The sequence below is a fragment of the Pseudoduganella chitinolytica genome (genome assembly GCF_029028125.1).
GTDB lineage: Bacteria > Pseudomonadota > Gammaproteobacteria > Burkholderiales > Burkholderiaceae_D > Rugamonas > Rugamonas chitinolytica.
Map to the genome: position 1 here is coordinate 5,252,844 of NZ_CP119083.1, position 19,248 is coordinate 5,272,091.

The 19,248-nt window shown below is 68.3% G+C and carries 16 protein-coding genes, 1 tRNA gene and 1 pseudogene; 14 read left to right on the top strand and 4 right to left on the bottom strand.

All coding sequences use genetic code 11. From position 1 onward, the window contains the following. Positions 1–14: 14 nt before the first annotated feature. A complete protein-coding gene (gene mscL, locus PX653_RS23410; protein WP_277415086.1) occupies positions 15–440 on the bottom strand; it encodes a large conductance mechanosensitive channel protein MscL in 426 nt (141 codons plus the stop codon). A gap of 354 nt (positions 441–794) precedes the next feature. On the opposite strand from mscL, the gene petA reads away from it, so the two are divergent. From petA to PX653_RS23440, 6 genes and pseudogenes are all read left to right on the top strand, one after another. Further along, positions 795–1,403, top strand: a complete 609-nt coding sequence (gene petA, locus PX653_RS23415) for a ubiquinol-cytochrome c reductase iron-sulfur subunit (RefSeq protein ID WP_277415087.1) — start codon at positions 795–797, stop codon at positions 1,401–1,403. A gap of 1 nt (position 1,404) precedes the next feature. After that, positions 1,405–2,816 (top strand): annotated as a pseudogene (locus PX653_RS23420) (cytochrome b). A gap of 28 nt (positions 2,817–2,844) precedes the next feature. After that, entirely contained in the window at positions 2,845–3,609 is a 765-nt protein-coding gene (locus PX653_RS23425) for a cytochrome c1 (RefSeq protein WP_277415088.1), read from the top strand. A 128-nt stretch (positions 3,610–3,737) separates the two neighbouring features. Continuing rightward, positions 3,738–4,349 carry a glutathione S-transferase N-terminal domain-containing protein gene (locus tag PX653_RS23430; protein WP_090436157.1) on the top strand — a complete coding sequence of 204 codons (612 nt, stop codon included), beginning with the start codon at positions 3,738–3,740 and terminating at the stop codon, positions 4,347–4,349. Positions 4,350–4,430: 81 nt separating this feature from the next. Further along, a complete protein-coding gene (locus PX653_RS23435) occupies positions 4,431–4,946 on the top strand; it encodes a ClpXP protease specificity-enhancing factor (RefSeq protein WP_277415089.1) in 516 nt (171 codons plus the stop codon). Between the two features lie 56 nt (positions 4,947–5,002). Next, positions 5,003–5,078, top strand: a tRNA-Thr gene (locus tag PX653_RS23440). A gap of 57 nt (positions 5,079–5,135) precedes the next feature. Here PX653_RS23440 and PX653_RS23445 read toward each other — a convergent pair. Next, a complete protein-coding gene (locus PX653_RS23445) occupies positions 5,136–6,443 on the bottom strand; it encodes an ATP-binding protein (RefSeq protein ID WP_277415090.1) in 1,308 nt (435 codons plus the stop codon). Between the two features lie 243 nt (positions 6,444–6,686). Here PX653_RS23445 and PX653_RS23450 point away from each other — a divergent pair, with 243 nt between their 5' ends. The 3 genes from PX653_RS23450 to PX653_RS23460 are packed head-to-tail and all read left to right on the top strand — an operon-like array spanning position 6,687 to position 12,117. After that, a complete protein-coding gene (locus PX653_RS23450; protein ID WP_277415091.1) occupies positions 6,687–10,256 on the top strand; it encodes a beta strand repeat-containing protein in 3,570 nt (1,189 codons plus the stop codon). Beyond that, a complete protein-coding gene (locus PX653_RS23455; protein ID WP_277415092.1) occupies positions 10,250–11,647 on the top strand; it encodes a PEP-CTERM sorting domain-containing protein in 1,398 nt (465 codons plus the stop codon). Before PX653_RS23450 ends, PX653_RS23455 begins: the two co-directional genes overlap by 7 nt. Next, a complete protein-coding gene (locus PX653_RS23460; RefSeq protein ID WP_277415093.1) occupies positions 11,644–12,117 on the top strand; it encodes a hypothetical protein in 474 nt (157 codons plus the stop codon). The genes PX653_RS23455 and PX653_RS23460 overlap by 4 nt, the downstream gene beginning before the upstream one ends. Positions 12,118–12,186: 69 nt before the next feature. Here PX653_RS23460 and PX653_RS23465 read toward each other — a convergent pair whose 3' ends face one another. After that, positions 12,187–12,531 (bottom strand): hypothetical protein, encoded by a 345-nt coding sequence (locus tag PX653_RS23465; protein WP_277415094.1) that lies wholly within the window; start codon positions 12,529–12,531, stop codon positions 12,187–12,189. A gap of 327 nt (positions 12,532–12,858) precedes the next feature. Between PX653_RS23465 and PX653_RS23470 the strand changes: the two genes are divergently transcribed. From PX653_RS23470 to crtB, 5 genes are read left to right on the top strand one after another with little or no spacing between them, the layout of a single operon-like run. Continuing rightward, positions 12,859–13,851 (top strand): polyprenyl synthetase family protein, encoded by a 993-nt coding sequence (locus tag PX653_RS23470; RefSeq protein ID WP_277415095.1) that lies wholly within the window; start codon positions 12,859–12,861, stop codon positions 13,849–13,851. 9 nt (positions 13,852–13,860) lie between these two features. Further along, positions 13,861–15,147: a glycosyltransferase gene (locus tag PX653_RS23475; RefSeq protein WP_277415096.1), complete on the top strand. Its 1,287-nt coding sequence runs from the start codon at positions 13,861–13,863 to the stop codon at positions 15,145–15,147. Beyond that, positions 15,144–16,319 carry a lycopene beta-cyclase CrtY gene (gene crtY / locus PX653_RS23480; RefSeq protein ID WP_277415097.1) on the top strand — a complete coding sequence of 392 codons (1,176 nt, stop codon included), beginning with the start codon at positions 15,144–15,146 and terminating at the stop codon, positions 16,317–16,319. The genes PX653_RS23475 and crtY overlap by 4 nt, the downstream gene beginning before the upstream one ends. Further along, positions 16,316–17,803 (top strand): phytoene desaturase, encoded by a 1,488-nt coding sequence (locus PX653_RS23485; RefSeq protein ID WP_277415098.1) that lies wholly within the window; start codon positions 16,316–16,318, stop codon positions 17,801–17,803. Before crtY ends, PX653_RS23485 begins: the two co-directional genes overlap by 4 nt. Continuing rightward, positions 17,800–18,783 carry a 15-cis-phytoene synthase CrtB gene (gene crtB / locus PX653_RS23490; RefSeq protein WP_277415099.1) on the top strand — a complete coding sequence of 328 codons (984 nt, stop codon included), beginning with the start codon at positions 17,800–17,802 and terminating at the stop codon, positions 18,781–18,783. The genes PX653_RS23485 and crtB overlap by 4 nt, the downstream gene beginning before the upstream one ends. On the opposite strand, the gene PX653_RS23495 is transcribed toward crtB, so the two are convergent. Then, positions 18,671–19,213, bottom strand: a complete 543-nt coding sequence (locus PX653_RS23495; RefSeq protein WP_277415100.1) for a sterol desaturase family protein — start codon at positions 19,211–19,213, stop codon at positions 18,671–18,673. The two genes, crtB and PX653_RS23495, sit on opposite strands and share 113 nt — an antisense overlap. Positions 19,214–19,248: the final 35 nt, after the last annotated feature.

Here is a 19,248-nt window from a genome sequence, read left to right on the forward strand (position 1 = left end):
AAAGGTCGGAGGCTCTATTTTCGCAGGGAGTCGCGAATTTCGCGCAGCAGCACGATATCTTCCGACGGCGGTGCCGGGTCGGCCGGCTTGGTCGGCTCCTCCAGCTTCATGCGCGCCTTGTGCACCAGGCGTACCATCTGGAAGATGACGAAGGCCAGGATCAGGAAATTGAGCAGGATGGTCAGGAAGTTCCCGTATGCCAGCACCGCGCCCAGCTTCTTGGCTTCCACCAGGCTCAGGTTCGGGTCCTGGTTGTTCAGCGGTACGTAGTAGTTGGCGAAATCGAGCCCGCCGATCAGCTTGCCGATGGGTGGCATGATGATGTCCTGCACCAGCGAATCGACGATCTTGCTGAAAGCCGCGCCAATGATCACCCCGACGGCGAGGTCGATGACGTTGCCGCGCATCGCAAACGACTTAAATTCCTGCATCATGCCCATGGGTTTCTCCTGTAGTGGTACGGGCAGATCATACTGTTTTTTCAATCTTGCGCCAAAACAGCGCCATTCGCGCTTTACTGTCCAGCCCGTGTCCCACCGCGGGGTCAGTCACCGGAGTGGGACACGGGCGCGGCAGTGGGGCAGACAGGGAATTGCCTAGTCACTCTGGGCTAGTGCGGGGCATGTTTCCCTTGCTGTATAAGGCTTTCTGCGGTGCACTGCACCATGGCGAGAACTTTCGTACGATGCAACCTTTCGCTTTAATAAGTGATGCTGTTCACTTATAATTTTATGTTGCAAGATGGTCTGTTGTCGCTTATCAAAGATTCGAATTTTTATAAGATTGGGGTTTGTATGAGCATCGAGAAGCAGGTCGATCCCAGCCGGCGAGGCTTGTTGGTCGCAACATGTGCGGCAGGCGGCGTCGTGGGTCTGGGCACAGCAGGTACATTGGTCAGCACTTTCCAGCCCTCGGAGCGGGCGAAGGCGGCCGGGGCTCCGGTCGAAGTTGACATCTCCACCTTGCAGCCCGGAGAAATGCGCACGGTCGAATGGCGCGGCAAGCCCGTGTGGATCCTGAAGCGCACGCCGGAAATGCTGGCGTCGCTGCCCAAGCTGGACAATGAAGTGGCCGATCCGGGTTCGGAGCGCAATCCGGACGAATTCACCCCCGACTACTGCATCAACAAGCACCGCTCCCGTAAACCCGAAATCCTCGTCGCCGTCGGCATCTGCACCCACCTGGGCTGCTCGCCGTCGACCAAGTTCGCGCCCGGCCCGCAGCCCTCGCTGCCGGACGACTGGGCCGGCGGCTTCCTGTGCCCATGCCACGGCTCCACGTTCGACATCGCGGGCCGCGTCTACAAGAACAAGCCGGCGCCCGACAACCTGGTCGTGCCGCGCCACATGTACCTGAGCGACACCAAGATCCTGATCGGCAAAGACGAGAAAGGCGAGGCATAACATGGGGGCATTCAAGGAGACGAAATTCCCGGCCGACGCACCGGCGGCGCAGAAAGCGCTGGGCTGGGTCGACGATCGCTTCCCGCTGACGAAGCTGTGGAACGACCAGTGGGGCCGTTACTATGCCCCAAAAACTTCAACTACTGGTACATCTTCGGCTCGCTGGCCATGTTCGTGCTGGTGCTGCAGATCGTCACCGGCATCTTCCTGACGATGCACTACAAGCCGGACGCCAACCTGGCCTTCGGCTCGGTCGAGTACATCATGCGCGAAGTGCCGTGGGGCTGGCTGGTGCGCTACATGCACTCGACCGGCGCTTCCGCGTTCTTCATCGTCGTCTACCTGCACATGACGCGGGCGCTGCTGTACGGTTCCTACCGCAAGCCGCGCGAGCTGATCTGGCTGTTTGGCTTTGCGATCTTCCTGTGCCTGATGGCCGAGGCGTTCTTCGGCTACCTGCTGCCATGGGGCCAGATGTCGTACTGGGGCGCGCAGGTCATCGTCAACCTGTTCGGCGCCATCCCGTTGATCGGCCCGGACCTGTCGCTGTGGATCCGCGGCGACTACGTCGTCTCCGACGCGACGCTGAACCGCTTCTTCGCCTTCCACGTCATCGCCATCCCGCTCGTACTGCTGGGCTTGGTCGCCGCGCATCTCATTGCGCTGCATGAAGTGGGCTCGTCCAACCCGGACGGCATCGAGGTCAAGGAAAACCTGGGCCCGGACGGCCACCCGGTCGACTCGATCCCGTCGCACCCGTACTACACGGTACACGACCTGTTCGGCGTGTCGATCTTCCTGCTGATCTTCTCGGCCGTCGTGTTCTTCGCGCCGGAAATGGGTGGATATTTCCTGGAATACAACAACTTCCTGCCGGGCGACTCGCTCAAGACGCCGCTGCACATCGCGCCCACGTGGTATTTCACGCCGTTCTACTCCGTGCTGCGCGCCACCACCGCCGACTTCATGTGGGTGCTGATGGGGGCGGTTGCCGCGTACGTCGCGTTCCTGTGGCTGAAGTCGCGCCTGTCGTTCCCGGTCAAGGTCGCCATTGCCGCGATCGCGCTGCTGGCCATCGTCGGCATGCTGCCGCAGGTGCTGGACGCGAAATTCTGGGGGGTGGTGTTCTTCGGCGGTTCCGTTGTCATCCTGGCATTCCTGCCTTGGCTGGACCATTCGCCGGTGAAATCGATCCGTTACCGTCCGCAGTGGCACAAGTACCTGTACCTGCTGCTGGCGATCGCGTTCCTGGCGCTGGGCTACCTGGGCACGCAGGCGCCCAGCGTGATCGGCACGATCGTGTCGCAGGTCTGCACGCTGTATTACTTTGCGTTCTTCCTGCTGATGCCGTGGTGGAGTGAGATGGGCACGTTCAAGAAAGTGCCGGATCGCGTCACGTTCCACCCCCATTGATCCGATCGAACCGCAAAGGATACGAAGAATGAATTTCCATAAGAAAATTCTTGCACTGCTGGCGCTGCTGCCCGCGCTGGCCTTCGCGAGCGAGGGCGGGCACCCGCTGGACCGGGCGCCGGACCGTTCGCATGACATGGCTGCCTTGCAAAATGGCGCCAAGTTGTTCGTCAATTACTGTCTGAACTGTCATAATGCGTCTTCGATGCGTTATAACCGCCTGCGCGACCTCGGCCTGTCGGAAGAGCAGATCAAGAACAATCTGCTGTTTACGGGCGAGAAAGTGGGCGAAATGATGACCACCGCCATGCCGGCCAAGGATGCCAAGGCCTGGTTTGGCGTGATTCCGCCCGACCTGTCCGTGATCGCGCGCGCAAAAGCGAGCCCGGCCGGTTCTGGCGGCGACTATCTGTATACGTACCTGCGGACCTTCTACAAGGACGACACGCGGCCGACCGGGTTCAACAACCTCGTGATGCCGAACGTGGCCATGCCACACGTGCTGTGGCAATTGCAAGGGATACAGGGCGCAAAGATAGTGGAAGAGCAAGATCCGCACGATCCCGGCAAGAAGATCCACAAGTTTGCCGGCTTCGAGCAGATTACACCTGGCACCATGAGCAAGCTGGAGTTCGACACCGCGGTGGCGGACCTGGTCGGCTACATGGAGTGGATGGCGGAACCGGCCCAGCAGACGCGCAAGCGTCTGGGCGTCTGGGTGCTGCTGTTCATGGCCGGCTTCGCATTCCTGGCCTGGCGATTGAACGCCTCGTACTGGAAAGAAGTCAAATAATTAGCGTTGTGCCGGCGGCTCGCAAGATCCGCCGGCACGGATTTTTGCGCTGCCCGCCGCAAGCGGGTGGCCCAACTGGGGTGAACCGTTCGCGGTCTCGCCCCCTTTGTTTCTAAGGAACTACCAAAATGATGGTTCTCTACTCGGGCACCACCTGCCCATTTTCCCAGCGCTGCCGTCTGGTTCTGTTCGAAAAAGGCATGGATTTCGAAGTGCGCGACGTCGACCTGTTCAACAAGCCGGAAGACATCTCGACGATGAACCCGTACGGCCAGGTGCCCATCCTCGTCGAACGTGAACTGATCCTGTACGAATCGAACATCATCAACGAGTACATCGACGAGCGCTTCCCGCACCCGCAGCTGATGCCGGCCGATCCGCTGATGCGCGCCCGCGCCCGCCTGATGCTGTTCAACTTCGAGAAAGAGCTGTTCGTGCACGTGCACACGCTGGAAAGCGAGCGCAACAAGACGAACGACAAGAGCCACGACAAGGCCCGCGCGGAAATCCGCGACCGCCTGACCACGCTGGCACCGCTGTTCCTGAAGAACAAGTACATGCTGGGCGACGAGTTCTCGATGCTGGACGTCGCGGTGGCCCCGCTGCTGTGGCGCCTGGACCACTACGGCATCGAACTGTCGAAGACGGCCGCGCCGCTGATGAAGTACGCCGAGCGCATTTTCTCGCGCCCGGCCTATATCGAAGCACTGACCCCGTCCGAGAAAGTGATGCGCCGTTGATCGGCGCTTTCGCGTAATCTTCGAAGTACCGGGGCCGCACCGCGGCCCCGTCCGCTCCTGCATCGTTACCGCATCTTCTTTATGTCCGAAATCTCCACCAAGCCCTACATGCTGCGCGCCATCTACGAATGGTGCACCGACAGCGGCTACACGCCTTACCTGGCCGTCAAAGTCGATTCGGCCACGACCGTGCCGATGGAATACGTCAAGAAGGGCGAAATCGTCCTCAACATCAGCTACGGCGCCACGTCGGGCCTGAAGATGGACAACGACAGCATCCGCTTCCACGCCCGCTTCGGTGGCGTCTCGCGCGAGATCTTTATTCCGGTCAACAACGTGATGGCGATCTACGCCAACGAAAACGGCCAGGGCATGGCGTTCGAGCCGCTGCTGGGCGCCGCCGCGCCGGCACCGTCGCCCGTGGGCGCACCGGAACAGCCATCCGCCCCCACCCTGGCGTCGGTACCGCCCCCAAGCGCCACGCCAGCCCCGACGCTGGCCCCGGCCCCGCGTCCGGCGGACGACAGCAACGGCCCGGAAGACGGCGGCGACGGCCCCAAAAAGGGCGGCCGGCCTACCCTGACGCGTATCAAATAGCGTATAATCGCGACCGCAAGGGACCGCGGCAGCAAGCGGGCATCCCGACCAGTTACGCCGGCTTAGCTCATTTGGTAGAGCAGTTGATTTGTAATCATCAGGTGGCCAGTTCGAAACCGGCAGCCGGCACCAGCACTCGCAAACAGCGGCCATGAGAAATCATGGCCGCTGTTTTGTTTTTGGCGTCCGCTACGCTCCCACGACAGTCTTCAGTATCCCCCGCGCAAACTGCCGGTGCGACGCCTCCAGCGTATAGCACGGTACCGGACCGGTATCGAACCTGAGCAGCCCGCGCTCCACCAGCGTGCCCAGCAAGTCGAGCGTGCGGCCGATGTCGCGCGCACCGCCCACGGCAATCAGGTCCTCCAGCGAGAAGGGCGTCTGCAGCCGCGCCGTTTCGCACCACAGTGCCTGCTCATCCGGCGCCAGCAGGGCATAGCTCCAGGCGATGGCGTCGTACAGGCTGCGCTGGCGTGCCGGCACGCCTTCGTGGCCGGTCGCCAGCACGGTCAGGCGCTCGTCCATGCGCTGCAGCAGGCCGGCCATGCCCAGCGCCGGGATGCGGGCGGCTGCCAGCTCGAGCGCCAGCGGCAGCCCGTCCAGCTGGCGGCACAGCTCGATGGCGTCGGCCAGCACCGGCACCGTCAACGCGAAGCGGTGGTCGTGGCCCCGCGCGCGCGCGGCGAGCAGGTCGAGTGCGCCATATTGCAGTGCTTCGGCCAGGGAAGTGCCTGGCGGCGGCACGGCAAGCGGTGTCAGCCGGTACACCTGTTCCTGCCGCAGGTGCAGGCGCACTTGCGTCGTGACAAGCACGTGTACGGCGCCGTGGGCCAGCAACTCCTCCACGACGGGCACCAGCAGGCGCGCCACCCGGTCCGCATTGTCGAGGACGAGCAGGCCGGGGCGGCGGCCCAGGTGACGCAGCAGGGCAGCGCGATCCGGCTGTCCGGTACCGCGCGCATCGAGCGCGCCCGCCAGCGCACGCAGCAGTCCGGTCGTATCGGTGCAGTCGGCAAGATCGACCCGCGCCAGCGTGGCCGAAGGCGGTTCCGGCAGATGGCGTGCCAGCGCACTCTTGCCGATGCCGGACCCGCCCGACAGGGTGACGAGCGGGTGCTCCCGGACCAGTTCGCTGAGCTCGGCAAGATCCGCGGCCCGCCCATGCAGGCCGCCGCCGGCGGCGGTACGGCACGCGCCCGTGGCGTCGCCGCAGGTCGTCACGGCAAGGTTCAGGCAGTAGCCGAAGCCCGGGACAGTCGCGATCGCTTCCCGTCCCAGTATCTTGCGCAAGAGCGAAATCTGCACCTGCAGGTTGTTTTCCTCCACCACCAGGCCCGGCCATACCGCAGTCATCAATTCGCTCTTGCGCGCCATGTCGGGATGGCGTGCGGCCAGCACGGCCAGGACGTCGAACGCCCGGCCTGTGATGGCAATAGGCTTGCCGTGCTGACGCAGGCAGCGCGCGGCCGGCCACAGCTCGAACGAGCCGATCTGCATGGGTCGGCGATCAGGCTTTATTAAGCCCGGATTCAGGTCCGCCAAAGGATTTTCAGTCATATCGATCCGATAATTCCGATCAGTGAGCCCGGGCTGCCAACGTCCGGGCCGCTCTTAGTGGATAGCATGTTTGCAAGTTCGGCGCAATCTGCCCGGCGCCGGCGCCGGTATGGCTGCCTGGCGTTGTGGTGGCCCCACCACATGCGGCATGTCACGGTATAGCTCAAACAGAAGGGGTTCGCCATGCACTCGTTTTCCCGCCTGCGTCCCGTCAAAACCCGCGCGCTGCGGCTGGCGCCATTGTTGTTGTCCCTTGCCATCAGCGAGGCTTACGGTGTGGACACGGTCGGCGCGCCCGGTACGCCCGGCACGCCTGGGGCGGTCCCCGGCGCGGCAGGCACGGCGGGCGGCCCAGGCGGGTCCGCCAGGGCGGTTTCCGGCCCCGACAACAGTCCCCTGAACTCGGCCGACGCCCGTGGTGGTGCCGGCGGCCCCGGGGGAGACGGTGCCGCGGGCGACTCTGGGCAGAACGGTGGCGCCGCCGGTGCCGGCGGGGACGGCGGCGCCGCGAGAGCGACCGCCGTTGCGCGGCCCGCCTCCGGAGTGGCCACGGCGGTTGCCAGGGCCATTGGTGGCGCGGGCGGCTACGCCGGCCTCCCTGGCGCCGCGGGGACGGGCGGGGTGGACGGCGCGGGCGGCGCGGGTGGGAGCGGCGGTGCGGCCGACGCGCTGGCCTATGCCAGCGGCCAGGGCGATGCCGATGTGGTGTCGGAAGCCGTCGCCATCGGCGGCGATGGCGGTCGCGCGATGGGGATCGAAGCCACCACGGGAGCGGCCGGGTTGGCAGGGATCGCCCGGGCGGTCGCCAGCGGGTACTCGGTGTTGGGCGCCGTCAGCGTCCGGGCGGCACAAACCGGCGGTAGTGGCAACGCGGCGTGGGGCGGCCTTCACTCTGCCGCCGCGGCGAGCGAAATGACAAACCAGGTCAGCGGCAGCACGTCAGGGGCATTGACGCTGGCCCAGCACGCCACTGGCGGCAACGGCGGCTCCAGTCCCGACGGCGGCGGTGCCGACGGCGGCGCCGCCAGCAGCAATCTCACCTTGACCGACAATACCGCCTCGGAGCTGAACGTACAACTGAGCGCCTGGGGCGGCAACGCCGGTTCCGGCAGGACGATGGGTGGCCAAGGCGGCACGGCAAGCAGCGACCTGCAGCTCAGCTCGACTGTCGCCGGCGCGCCGCTGTGGGGCAGCGCGGCTGCCCATGGCGGGGAGGGCGGCAGCGGCGTGACAGGGGCGAATGGCGGCAGTGCACAGGCCAGTTCGGTGATCCGTGGCACAGGCAGGGTGACGGGCGTTGCCAGCGCAACGGGCGGCAACGGCGCCATCGGCAGTGCGACAGGGGGCCAAGGCGGTAATGCGGTGGCTTCCGCGACGCTGCACGGCGCGTCGGTTACGGGCAGCGTGGTGGCCCAGGGCGGGCATGGGGGTTACAGCCAGGGCGCCAGTGGTATCGCCGGCGCGAGCGCAACCAGCCATATCGAAGGCAATGCGACCGGCACCGAGGCTTCCGTACTTCAGGCATCCGCGACCGGTGGGAACGGCACCAACGCCGGAGAAGCAGGCACGACGGCAGGCGCCGGTGGACAGGGAGTCGCGACCGCCACGGGCAGCGCCACCGGCGGGGATCTGTACGTTCGCGTCACCCAGACCGGCGGCTTGGGCGGGACTGCCTATACCGATGGGCATGGCGGCGCCGGGGCCGCCTCCGAACTGGTGAACGCCGTCAGCGGCACCACCACCGGCAGGCTGTCGCTGGAGCAGATTACCTATGGTGGAGGCGGCGGTTCCAGCGACAGCGGCGTCGCCGGCAGCGCCGGACTGGCGCGCAGCAGCTTGACAGTGGCGGACACGGCAGTAGCGCGGCTGGACCTGGCCAGCAGGGCGATCGGTGGCGACGGCGGCTATAGCCTCAGCGGCACGGCAGCCGGCGGCGGCGGCGCCGAATCATCGGTCGACGGTACGGCCGGCAGCGGCACATTGACCGTCGTCGGGCTGGCGATTGGCGGCATCGGCGGCCGTAGCGTCGCCGGCGCGCAGGGCGGCACGGCGCAGGCTATTGCGAGCGGCGCCAGCGCCGGTGCGCTCGTCAACATCGAGGCCGAAGCGGTGGGCGGCCGCGGCGGGCGGGGTGACGCGGGCGGCGGCGGCGCTGGCGGGCAGGCCACCGCCAGGGCGACCGGCAGCTCGACCGGCTCCAGCGACAGCCTGCTGTCCGTCACGGCCACCCAGCGCGGTGGCGAGGGCGGCGAAGTCCTGCGCATCAGCGCGGGTGCGGGTGGCGCGGGCGCGGCGTCCAGCATGATCGATGCCGTCAGCGGCAGCACCAGCGGCAAGCTCTATCTTGGCCAGAACGCCATTGGCGGCCTCGGTGGCTCCGCCTACACGGGCAACGGCGGCGCGGGCGGAGAGGCGCTGTCGCGGCTCACCCTCGCCAACCCCAGCACGGCCAATGAGATACAGGTCGCGCTCAATGCCCGCGGCGGCACCGGTGGCGAAACCATTTTCACGGGCACTGGCGGCAATGGCGGCGGCGCCCGGGCCGAGCACACGGCCAGCACCGTCATGACCCGGCTGGACAGCACGGTCGTGGCCAACGGGGGCCATGGCGGCGACACGCTCGACAGCCAGGCGGGCGCGGGCGGCAATGCCACCACCGTGCTGACGCTGTCCGCATCCGAGGCCGAGGTCAGGGGAACCAGCGTTGCCTATGGCGGCCAGGGCGGCGGCCAGTTCTTCCAGAATAACGACCGGGGCCGGGCCGGTGCCGGCGGCAACGCCGACGCCACGCTGACGATCTCGGGCATGTACAGCATGTATGGCTCGGTCGGCGCTCAAGGGGGCCACGGCGGCATCGGCCGCAGCAGCGGCAATGGCGCCGACGGTGGCGCGGCCACATCCAGGGCCACGGGTACCTTCCGCTATCCCGGCGCGATGGAGCTGCTGGGCAGCGCCCGCGGCGGCAACGGGGCCGAGGGTTCGGGCCGCGGCAACCGTGGCGGCGCTGGCGGTGCGGCGAACACGACCGTCACTGCCACGGGCGACGGCAATCTGGTACTCGCCGCCTCGGTGATCGGCGGCGATGGCGGCGCCGGCCGCAGTGGTGCGGATGGCGGCGCAGGCCGGGGCCTGACCTTGCTCAACAACGCCAGCGGCGGCACCAGCGGCGCCATGTCGATCAGCCTGAACGGACGCGGCGGCCGCGGTGGCGACAGCGAGGACGGCACGGGCGGCGCTGCCGGCGTGGCCGATGTCACGCTGACGCTCGTCAACAGCGGCGCGGACGGGGTATCTCTGGACGCGACGGCCACCGGTGGCAACGGTGGCAACGCCGGCGGCGGCGGTGGCCCGGCGGGCGTCGGCACGGCCACCGCCGGAGCATTGGGTACAGCCACGGTCCATGGTTCCGCGCAGCGCTCCATGAGTGGGTCGGCGCAGGGGTTTGGCGGTAATGGCGGCAGCCATCTGTCCGGCAACGGTGCCCGGGCGGACAGGGCCAGGCCAGCAGCACGGCCATCAGTACCGGCGGCGGCTCGATCGGTTCCATTACCAGTCACGCCATCGCCGCTGGCGGCGGCGGCGGCAATGCCAGCGGCAGCGGCTATCAGGCCGGGGCCGGCGGCGATGCCACCGCAATCGCCCGGGGTATCGGCGGCGGCGAGTCCGTTTCTGTCAGCGCCCAGGCGACCGGGGGAGCGGGCGGCTTCGGGCAGCAGGGGGCCGCGGGCGGGCTCGGCGGGGCGGCAGTGCTGACCGATGCGGTCCGCGGCAGCAGCGGCGGCGTGCTGAGACTGGAGCAGAACGCCTTTGGCGGCATCGGCGGCGGCAGCGAGGACGGCTTCGGCGCCACCGGCGGGCTGGCCACTTCCCACCTGACGCTGTCCGACAGCACGGCCGTCTGGTTCGTGGCGACCACCGTCGGCGCCTATGGCGGCTCCGGTGGACAAGGCTCGGGTTCGGCTTCCGCTGGCGCCGGCGGCGCTGCGGAAGCGGTGCTGGCGCTGCTGTCGACATCGACCGGCGCAGGTGGCAGCGTCATCGCGGTCGGCGGTGCCGGTGGCGACAGTGCCGCCGGCGGCCACGGCATGGGGGGCGACGCGCGTGCCCGTGGTGCTGTCGAGTCCACGGTGGGCGCGGACAGTGCCGTCTCGGCACGCGGCGGCGCGGGCTACCTCGGGCTGGCAGACGGCGGCCGTGCGGACGTAGTCAGCCGCGCCACTTCGGCCGGTGCCGCCGTGGCGAAGGGAGAGGCCTACGGTGGTACTGGAAACGTGCTGGGCAGAGCATCGTCGCTGGTCGAGGCACGCTCCACAACTGCCTTCGGCAGCAGCCTGGCGACCGCCGAAGCCACTGGTCTGCAGGCCGATGCCACCGCCCGGTCCATGGCGCAGGGCGCGGCCAGCAACTACGCCTACGCCACCTCGATGGGCGAATATGGCGCGGCGAATTCGCTCAGCAATTCGACCGGCGTGGGCGGGGTGACGGTGCAGACCCAGGCGGGCGCGCCTGCCGGCGGCACGGTGCGCACGGCAACGTCGACGAACGTGGGCGGCAACAGCTACGGCATGATGGGGCCGGCGTCGGGCTACCAGGCACTCTCGTATGCCCTGGCCGCACCCACTGCCGGCACGCTTGGCGACGTGCTGGCCGACGCGCCGGCGGTGGCTGCCGCGCTGGCCGACAGCCAGGTGATGGGCATCGGCACGATGGCCAGCAGCTTTGGTGCCGACGGCGTCTGGGGTACGCCCTACTCGTACATCACGACAGCTAACTTCGTGTTCGCGACGGGTGTCGCGGGCCACCTGACCCTGGGGCTGCTGGGCTCGGTGTCGGAGGCCGCCGGGTTCACGGAACTTGAATTGATCGTGCGCAGCCACGGGACCGAAGTGTTCTCGCAGACCTTCACGACCGTTGCCGAGGCCCAGTCCTTCTTCAATGACCGGGCCCTCGTGCTGGGCATGCTGGGCGCGGGCAACCAGGACCTGCTGGTCTCGGCCGGCTTCACGCTGACCGAGCCCGGCGGCTTCGGCTTCGAGTACGCGGTTGGGGTCGCGCCCATCCCCGAGCCGGGTACGTGGATGCTGCTGCTGGCTGGCCTTACCGTCGTGCTCTTGCGTCGGCGCAGCAGCCGGGAGCCATCATGAGCGCCCGGCCCGATCTGGCATTCGAGGCCGCCGGCGGGGAAAGCACACGCACGGCGGTGCCACAACGGTCGCGACTGCCAGCGCTGACGCTGTTGCTGGGAGCCCTGGCGGTGGTGGCCTTGCTGGCACTGGCCGCCGCCGCGTGGTGGCAGCAGGCGCGGGTGCCGTTCCAGCCCGGAGCGCCGGGCGCCACCTATGCGGTGCAACTGCAGAACGGCCAGATGTTCTACGGCGTCCTGCGCAGGCAGGAGCCCGGCTACCTGGAACTGGCGGAGGTGTATTACGTGCAGGCCTACACGCTGCCGAACGGCCAGCCCGGCAACCGCGTCGTCAGCCGGCAGAAAAACGACTGGCACGGCCCGACCACGCTGAGCATTCCGGTCGAGCGGATCGTTTACGTGGAAACGGTGGGGCCGGACTCGCCACTGGCCCGGCTGATCGCGCAGGACAAGGCACGCGCGCCCCGTTGACCGCCTGTTGTCCCGGCCACGCGCGGCGTGGCGTGCCTGCTTGTCGTTGGCAGGCTTTCGTACTTTACGTCAGGCCAGGCGCGCAACCTTGCACCCGCGCTTGACCTGCGCCGTTTCGATTGCCTCGACTTCGCCCTTCAGCTTCGCCACGTCCGCCGCATGATCGCCGCTCAGCTTACTGGCCGGGACCAGCACGAAGAATACGGTTGCCGCATCCATATTGGCTTTCGAATCCTGCATGGCCGATACCTTCTGCAACTGCGAACGGGCGTCCGACAGATAGGTGGACAATTGCGTGCAGTCGTTGCCGCTGTACTTCTCATGCGAGACGAACGAGGCCGGGATGCTTTCCGGACGGCTGGCGCAGGCGGACAGTGCAAAGGCCGCGAGCGCGGCAATGGTGAGCTGTTTCATATGACATTCCCTCTGGTTGATGTGGAACCGCAGGGCGCATGTTACCGACGGGCGCGCCGTCGGATTTCGGAAAAGGTTATCGCTTCTGCAGCGAATTTGTCATCGGATTGGCCATTTCTGTTCGGCACCTTGGAGCGCGACCAGGCGCGCGGCAGGTGGCCTGCACCGATGGCCTGAACCGCCATTGCCCCGCCTTGCAAGGGGTGGTGCCCTGGAAAAGGCGCCGCCGGCCCCCGCACGGTTGGATGCGTAACCGATAATCCAAATGGTTCCGGTATCATCGAACGAAGGGTTATCAATTACATACCGATCTCGACAAAGGGTGGCATGGTGATAGAGACGCGGCGGTTCAACAGGGTCGACCTGGACAAGCACGACGATCCGGCAGCGGAACTGCGCGCGTTGCGCCAGGAAGTCGATGCCCGTATTGAAGAGTTGCTGGTCGAGGGCGGCGACAACGCCGACCTGCTGGCGGGTGCCATGCGCGCCGCGGCCCTGGGCAGCGGCAAACGCATGCGCCCCTTGCTGCTGATGCTGGTGGCGCGCGACCTGGGGTGCACGTCGCCCGGGTTGGTCGACGTGGCGTGCGCCGTCGAGATGGTGCACGCGGCCTCGCTCGTGCTCGACGATATGCCCTGCATGGATGACGCCATGCTGCGCCGTGGCCGGCCCGCCGTGCACGTGCAGTTCGGCGAGGACGTCGCGATCCTGGCCGCCATCGGGCTGCTCAGCCGCGCGTTCTGCGTGCTGTCGGCGGCCGAGGAGATACCTGCCGCCGTGCGGACCCGTCTCGTCTGCACGCTGTCGCAGACCATCGGTGCGCAAGGTCTGGTACGCGGGCAGTTCCAGGACCTGCGCGGCGGCCACAGGTCGGCGGACGAGATCGCGACGACCAATGAGCTGAAGACGGGCGTGCTGCTGGGTGTGGCGGTCGAGATGGCCGCCATCGTGGCGCAGGCCGGCGATGGCGTCGCCCGCTCGCTGCGTGCCTTTGCGCTGGCGGCAGGCCATGCGTTCCAGATCCGCGACGACTTCCAGGACAGCGGCGACAGCGCCGTCACCGGCAAGGACACGGGCAAGGATGCCGGCAAGGCCACCCTGATCAGCACCCTCGGCGCGGACGAAGCGCAGCGGCGCCTGGGCGCCTACCTGCGTGATGCGGAGCGCCACCTGGCCGATGCACTCGGCAACCGCCAGGGCACGCGGCGCTTCGTGCTGGCCCTGTTCGGCGCGGACCGTGGCGGTATCCGGCTGGCGCCCGAGCGGGTCGCCGTGGCGCGCCCATGCGCCGACAGCGCCTGCCTCGAAGCGCGCGGCTGAGAGCCCGCCATGGCGCACTTCGGCGTGGTCGCCCCCGCGTTCTACAGCCACGTCAACGCGCTGGCGGCCCTCGCCATCGAACTGATCGAACGGGGACATCGCGTCACGTTCCTGCACCGGCCCGAGGCCGCCGGCTACCTGGCCGACGACCGGATCGGCTTTCATGCCGTCGGTGCCGCGACGTTCCCTCCCGGCTCCCTGGCGGCGGCACTGCGCCGTGCCGCCAATCCCGGCAGTCCGTGGGGCCTGCGCCGCGTCATCGACGACATGGCGCAGACGACCGCCATGCTGTGCCGCGAACTGCCCGCCGCGTTGGAGAGCCTGCGTATCGATGCGATCCTGGGCGACCAGATGGAAGCGGCGGCCGGACTCGTCGCGGAAGCGACGGGGCTGCCGCTGGTCTCCGTCGCCTGCGCGCTGCCGGTCAATCGCGAGCCGGGCATGCCGCTGCCGGTGATGCCGTTCGGCTGGGGCGAGGATGAGCGCTCGCTGCGCATGGTCGAGGGCAGCACGCGGGTGTACGACTGGCTGATGGCGCCGCACCGGCGCGTCATCGAGGCGCAGGCGCGGCGCCTCGGCGTTCCCGTGCGCGGCATGCTGCACGAATGCCTGTCGCCGCTGGCGCAGATCAGCCAGACCACCGCCTCCTTCGACTTCCCGCGCCGGCAGGCGCCGGCCCACTTCCATCATGTCGGGCCGTTGCGGCATGCGCCCCGTGCCGGTACGCAGCATCCGCCGCTGCCGCCGGTCGCTGCGGACCGGCCGTTCGTGTTTGCCTCCCTGGGCACGTTGCAGGGCCACCGCTTCGGCCTGTTCCGCCGCATTGCGCAGGCGTGCCGGCAACTGGACGTGCAACTGCTGGTCGCGCATTGCGGCGGCCTGACAGCGCAGCAGGCGCTGGCGCTGCAAGGGGCCGGTGCGACCTGGGTGTGCGCCTTCGCGCCGCAACAGGAAGCCGTGGCGCGGGCCGACGCGGTGATCTCCCATGCGGGCCTGAACACGGTGCTGGATGCGATTGCCGCGCGGGCGCCGATGCTGGCCCTGCCGATCGCGTTCGACCAGCCCGGCGCGGCCGCGCGCATCCGCCATGCCGGCATCGGCCTGCGCGCGTCGCCCCGACTGGCCAGCGCGAGCGGCATCGCGCGGCGGTTGCACCGCCTGCTGCACGAACCGGCGTTCGGCCCCCGTCTCGATGCGCTGGCAACGGACCTGGCAAGCGCGGGCGGCACGCCGCGCGCGGCGGATATCGTCGAGTCCACCCTGCGCCTTCGGCCCACACAGGCTGCCACGGCATGACCCCAACCGCCTACGACCTCATCCTGGCCGGCGGCGGCCTGGCCAATGGCCTGATCGCGTGGCGCCTGCGCAGCGCGCGGCCGGACCTGCGCATCCTCGTGCTGGAGGCAGGCGAGCGGCCCGGCGGCAATCACACGTGGTCGTTCCATGACAGCGACGTCGATGCGGCGCAGCGCACCTGGCTGGCGCCGCTGGTCACGGCGCGCTGGCCCCGCTATGACGTGGCGTTCCCGGACCTGGCCCGCACGCTCGAAGGCGGCTATGCCAGCATCGCCTCCGACCGGTTTGCCGACGTGATCGGCACAGCGCTGGGCCCGGCGCTGCGCACGGCAACAGCAGTGACCGAGGTGACGCCGACTTGCGTGCGCCTGGCCGACGGCAGCGTGCTGGCGGCCGGCGCCATCATCGACGGCCGCGGCATGCGGCCCAGTGCCCACCTGGCGCTGGGCTGGCAGACGTTCCTTGGCCAGGAAGTGCAACTGGCCGCGCCGCATGGCCTGGCCGCGCCGGTGATCATGGATGCCACGGTGGCGCAGCAGGGCGGCTACCGCTTCGTCTACCTGCTGCCGTTCGGACCGGACCGCGTGCTGGTCGAGGACACCCATTACATCGACAGCGCCGCCGTGCCACCCGAGCGGCTGCGCGCCAACATCGCGGCCTATGTCCAGGCGCGCGGCTGGCAGGTGAGCCGCGTGCTGCGCGAAGAGCAGGGTGCCTTGCCGATCGTGCTGGCGGGCGACTTCGAGCGCTACTGGGCAGCCCTGGCGGGGCAGCCGTGCAGCGGCCTGCGCGCCGGCCTGTTCCACCCGACCACGGGTTACTCGCTGCCGCACGCGGTGCGCCTGGCCGAGCGCATCGCCGCGCTGCCGGACTTGCGTGCGCCCGCGCTGTTCGACGCGATCCATGCCGAAGCCCGGCGCGCGTGGCAGGGCCAGCGCTTCTTCCGGCTGCTCAATCGCATGCTGTTCCTGGCCGGGCGCCCGGACGACCGCTGGCGCGTGATGCAGCGCTTCTACCGGCTGCCGGCACCGCTGATTGCCCGCTTCTATGCCGGCCGGCCAAGCCTGGGCGACAAGGCCCGGCTCGTGTCCGGCAAGCCGCCCGTCCCGGTACTGCAGGCCATGGCGGCCGCCCGACAGTTCCACCCCAGTCAGATCAGGAAGACCGAATGAAACAGATGAAACGTGCCGTCGTCGTCGGCGCCGGCTTTGGCGGCCTGGCACTGGCCATCCGCCTGCAGGCGCAAGGCGTGCAGACCACCCTGCTGGAAAAGCGCGACAAGCCCGGCGGCCGCGCCTACGTCTACGAAGACCAGGGCTTCGTGTTCGATGCCGGCCCCACCGTCATCACCGACCCTTCCGCCATCGAGGAGCTGTTCACGGTCGCGGGCAAGCGCATGGCCGACTATGTCGAGATGCTGCCGGTGGCGCCGTTCTACCGCCTGTGCTGGGAGGACGGCAGCCACTTCGACTATGCCAACGACCAGGAGGCGCTGGACCGGCAGATCCATGCGCGCAATCCCGCCGACGTGGCGGGCTACCAGCGCTTTCTCACTTATTCGAAGGCCGTGTTCGACGAGGGCTACCTGAAGCTGGGCGCCGTGCCGTTCCTGTCGTTTCGCGACATGATCAGCGCGGGCCCGCAACTGGCGCGGCTGGAAGCGTGGCGCAGCGTGTACGGTATCGTGTCGCGCTTCATCGCCGACGAGCACCTGCGCCAGGCCTTCTCGTTCCACTCGCTGCTCGTGGGCGGCAACCCCTTCGCCACCTCGTCGATCTACACGCTGATCCATGCGCTCGAGCGGCGCTGGGGCGTGTGGTTCCCGCGCGGCGGCACCGGGGCGCTCGTCAACGCCCTCGTGCGCCTGTTCCAGGACATTGGCGGGCGCATCGAACTCAATGCCCCGGTGGCCGCCATCGACACCCGGGACGGCCGCGTCAGCGGCGTGCGGCTGGAGGATGGCCGCACGTTCGAAGCCGACGCGGTGGCGTCGAACGCGGACGTGGTGCACACCTACGACAAGCTGCTGGGCCAGCACCCGCGCGGTGCGGCGCAGGGCAAGGCACTGCAGAAGAAGCGTTTTTCCAATTCGCTGTTCGTGCTGTACTTCGGCCTGGACCGCCACCACGCGCAGCTGCAGCACCACACGGTATGCTTCGGCCCGCGCTACCGGGAACTGATCCAGGATATCTTCCGGGGCGACACCCTGGCCGACGATTTTTCGCTGTACCTGCACGCGCCCTGCGTCACCGATCCGTCGCTGGCGCCACCCGGCTGCGGCAGCCATTACGTGCTGGCACCCGTGCCGCACCTGGGCAATGCGCCGATCGACTGGACGGTGGAAGGGCCGCGCTACCGAGACCACATCTTCGAATACCTGGAGCGGCGCTACATGCCCGGCCTGCGCAGCCAGCTCGTCACCAGCCGCATCTTCACGCCGCTGGACTTCCGCGACGAACTCAATGCCCACCTGGGTTCCGCGTTCTCGCTGGAGCCGATCCTCACGCAAAGCGCGTGGTTCCGGCCGCACAACCGCGACAGCGAGCTGGCCAACTTGTACCTGGTCGGCGCCGGCACGCATCCGGGCGCCGGCGTGCCGGGCGTGATCGGCTCGGCCAAGGCAACAGCGGGGCTGATGCTGGCGGAGGCCCCATGAGCGACGCGGCCCTGCTGCGGCATGCCACGACGACGATCGCGGTCGGCTCGAAAAGCTTTGCCGCCGCGGCCCGGCTGTTCGCCCCGGCTATCCGCCGCAGCGTGCTGATGCTGTACGCCTGGTGCCGCCACTGCGACGACGTCGTGGATGGCCAGGAACTGGGCTTCAACAGGGATGCGGCACCGGCCCGCGAGGACGCCGAGCGCGCACTCGCGGCATTACGCGAGCAGACCGCACGGGCGTACACCGGCGCCGCCATGGCCGAACCGGCCTTTGCCGCCTTCCAGGAAGTGGCGCTGCGCCACCGGATTCCCCGCGCCTTCGCATTCGATCACCTGGCCGGCTTCGGCATGGACGTGGCGGACGTGCGCTACGAGACCATCGACGATACGCTGCGCTACTGCTACCACGTGGCCGGCGTGGTGGGGCTGATGATGGCGTCGATCATGGGGGTACAGCGGCCGGCGGTGCTGGACCGCGCCTGCGACCTGGGCCTGGCGTTCCAGCTGACGAACATTGCGCGCGACATCGTCGAGGATGCCGCCATGGGCCGCTGCTACCTGCCTGCCGAGTGGTTGCGCGCGGCCGGCATCCCGCCCGACGAGGTCGCGCTGCCGCGCCACCGGGGCGCGCTTGGGCAGGTGGCCACGCGCCTGGTCGATCATGCGGAGCCATACTACGATTCCGCGGCGGCAGGACTGGCCGACCTGCCGCTGCGCTCCGCGTGGGCCATCGCCACGGCGCGCTACGTCTACCGGCAGATCGGCATCGAGGTGAAGCGGCGTGGGGCGGGTGCGTGGGACGAGCGGGTGGGCACGTCGAAGGCCACCAAGCTCTGGCTGCTGGCGAAAGGTGGCGTGCGCGCCCTCATGTCGCGTCTTCAAAGGCCGGGGGCGCGGCCGGAGCGGCTGTGGCAGCGTCCCCGCGCGGGGGACGAGGACGCAGCGGTGCCGGATGCCCCTCGCGCAGCTGGCGCTTGAGGGTGGCCACCGGGGGCGCGTACAGGAAGCCGAACGACACGGCGCCTTCCTTGCCGGCGACGGCATGGTGCAGCCGGTGCGCCTGGTACAGCCGCTTCAGGTAGCCGCGCCGCGGCGTGTACGTGAAAGGCCAGCGCCGGTGCACGAGACCGTCGTGGGCGACGAAGTACAGGAAGCCGTATGCCGTCATGCCGGCACCGATCCATTCGAGCGGATGGCGGCCGCGCGTGCCGGCATAGATCAGCGCGATGGCGATGCCGGCAAAGACAACGGCATACAGGTCGTTCTTCTCGAACCAGCCGGTGCGCGGTTCGTGGTGCGAGCGGTGCCAGCCCCACCCGAAGCCGTGCATGACGTACTTGTGCGCGACGATGGAAAACACCTCCATCAGGACGATGGTGGTGACGACGATGAGAGCATTCGATAACATGGGCAAAAGCCTAGCACACGTGTGCCACGCGCACG

Coding starts and splice junctions, on each gene's coding strand:
- PX653_RS23465 (WP_277415094.1), bottom strand. CDS start 12,531: ATGAAACAGCTCACCATTGCCGCGCTCGCGGCCTTTGCACTGTCCGCC.
- PX653_RS23430 (WP_090436157.1), top strand. CDS start 3,738: ATGATGGTTCTCTACTCGGGCACCACCTGCCCATTTTCCCAGCGCTGC.
- PX653_RS23445 (WP_277415090.1), bottom strand. CDS start 6,443: ATGCAGATCGGCTCGTTCGAGCTGTGGCCGGCCGCGCGCTGCCTGCGT.
- PX653_RS23470 (WP_277415095.1), top strand. CDS start 12,859: ATGGTGATAGAGACGCGGCGGTTCAACAGGGTCGACCTGGACAAGCAC.
- PX653_RS23475 (WP_277415096.1), top strand. CDS start 13,861: ATGGCGCACTTCGGCGTGGTCGCCCCCGCGTTCTACAGCCACGTCAAC.
- crtY (WP_277415097.1), top strand. CDS start 15,144: ATGACCCCAACCGCCTACGACCTCATCCTGGCCGGCGGCGGCCTGGCC.
- PX653_RS23460 (WP_277415093.1), top strand. CDS start 11,644: ATGAGCGCCCGGCCCGATCTGGCATTCGAGGCCGCCGGCGGGGAAAGC.
- PX653_RS23450 (WP_277415091.1), top strand. CDS start 6,687: ATGCACTCGTTTTCCCGCCTGCGTCCCGTCAAAACCCGCGCGCTGCGG.
- PX653_RS23485 (WP_277415098.1), top strand. CDS start 16,316: ATGAAACAGATGAAACGTGCCGTCGTCGTCGGCGCCGGCTTTGGCGGC.
- PX653_RS23435 (WP_277415089.1), top strand. CDS start 4,431: ATGTCCGAAATCTCCACCAAGCCCTACATGCTGCGCGCCATCTACGAA.
- petA (WP_277415087.1), top strand. CDS start 795: ATGAGCATCGAGAAGCAGGTCGATCCCAGCCGGCGAGGCTTGTTGGTC.
- crtB (WP_277415099.1), top strand. CDS start 17,800: ATGAGCGACGCGGCCCTGCTGCGGCATGCCACGACGACGATCGCGGTC.
- PX653_RS23495 (WP_277415100.1), bottom strand. CDS start 19,213: ATGTTATCGAATGCTCTCATCGTCGTCACCACCATCGTCCTGATGGAG.
- mscL (WP_277415086.1), bottom strand. CDS start 440: ATGGGCATGATGCAGGAATTTAAGTCGTTTGCGATGCGCGGCAACGTC.
- PX653_RS23425 (WP_277415088.1), top strand. CDS start 2,845: ATGAATTTCCATAAGAAAATTCTTGCACTGCTGGCGCTGCTGCCCGCG.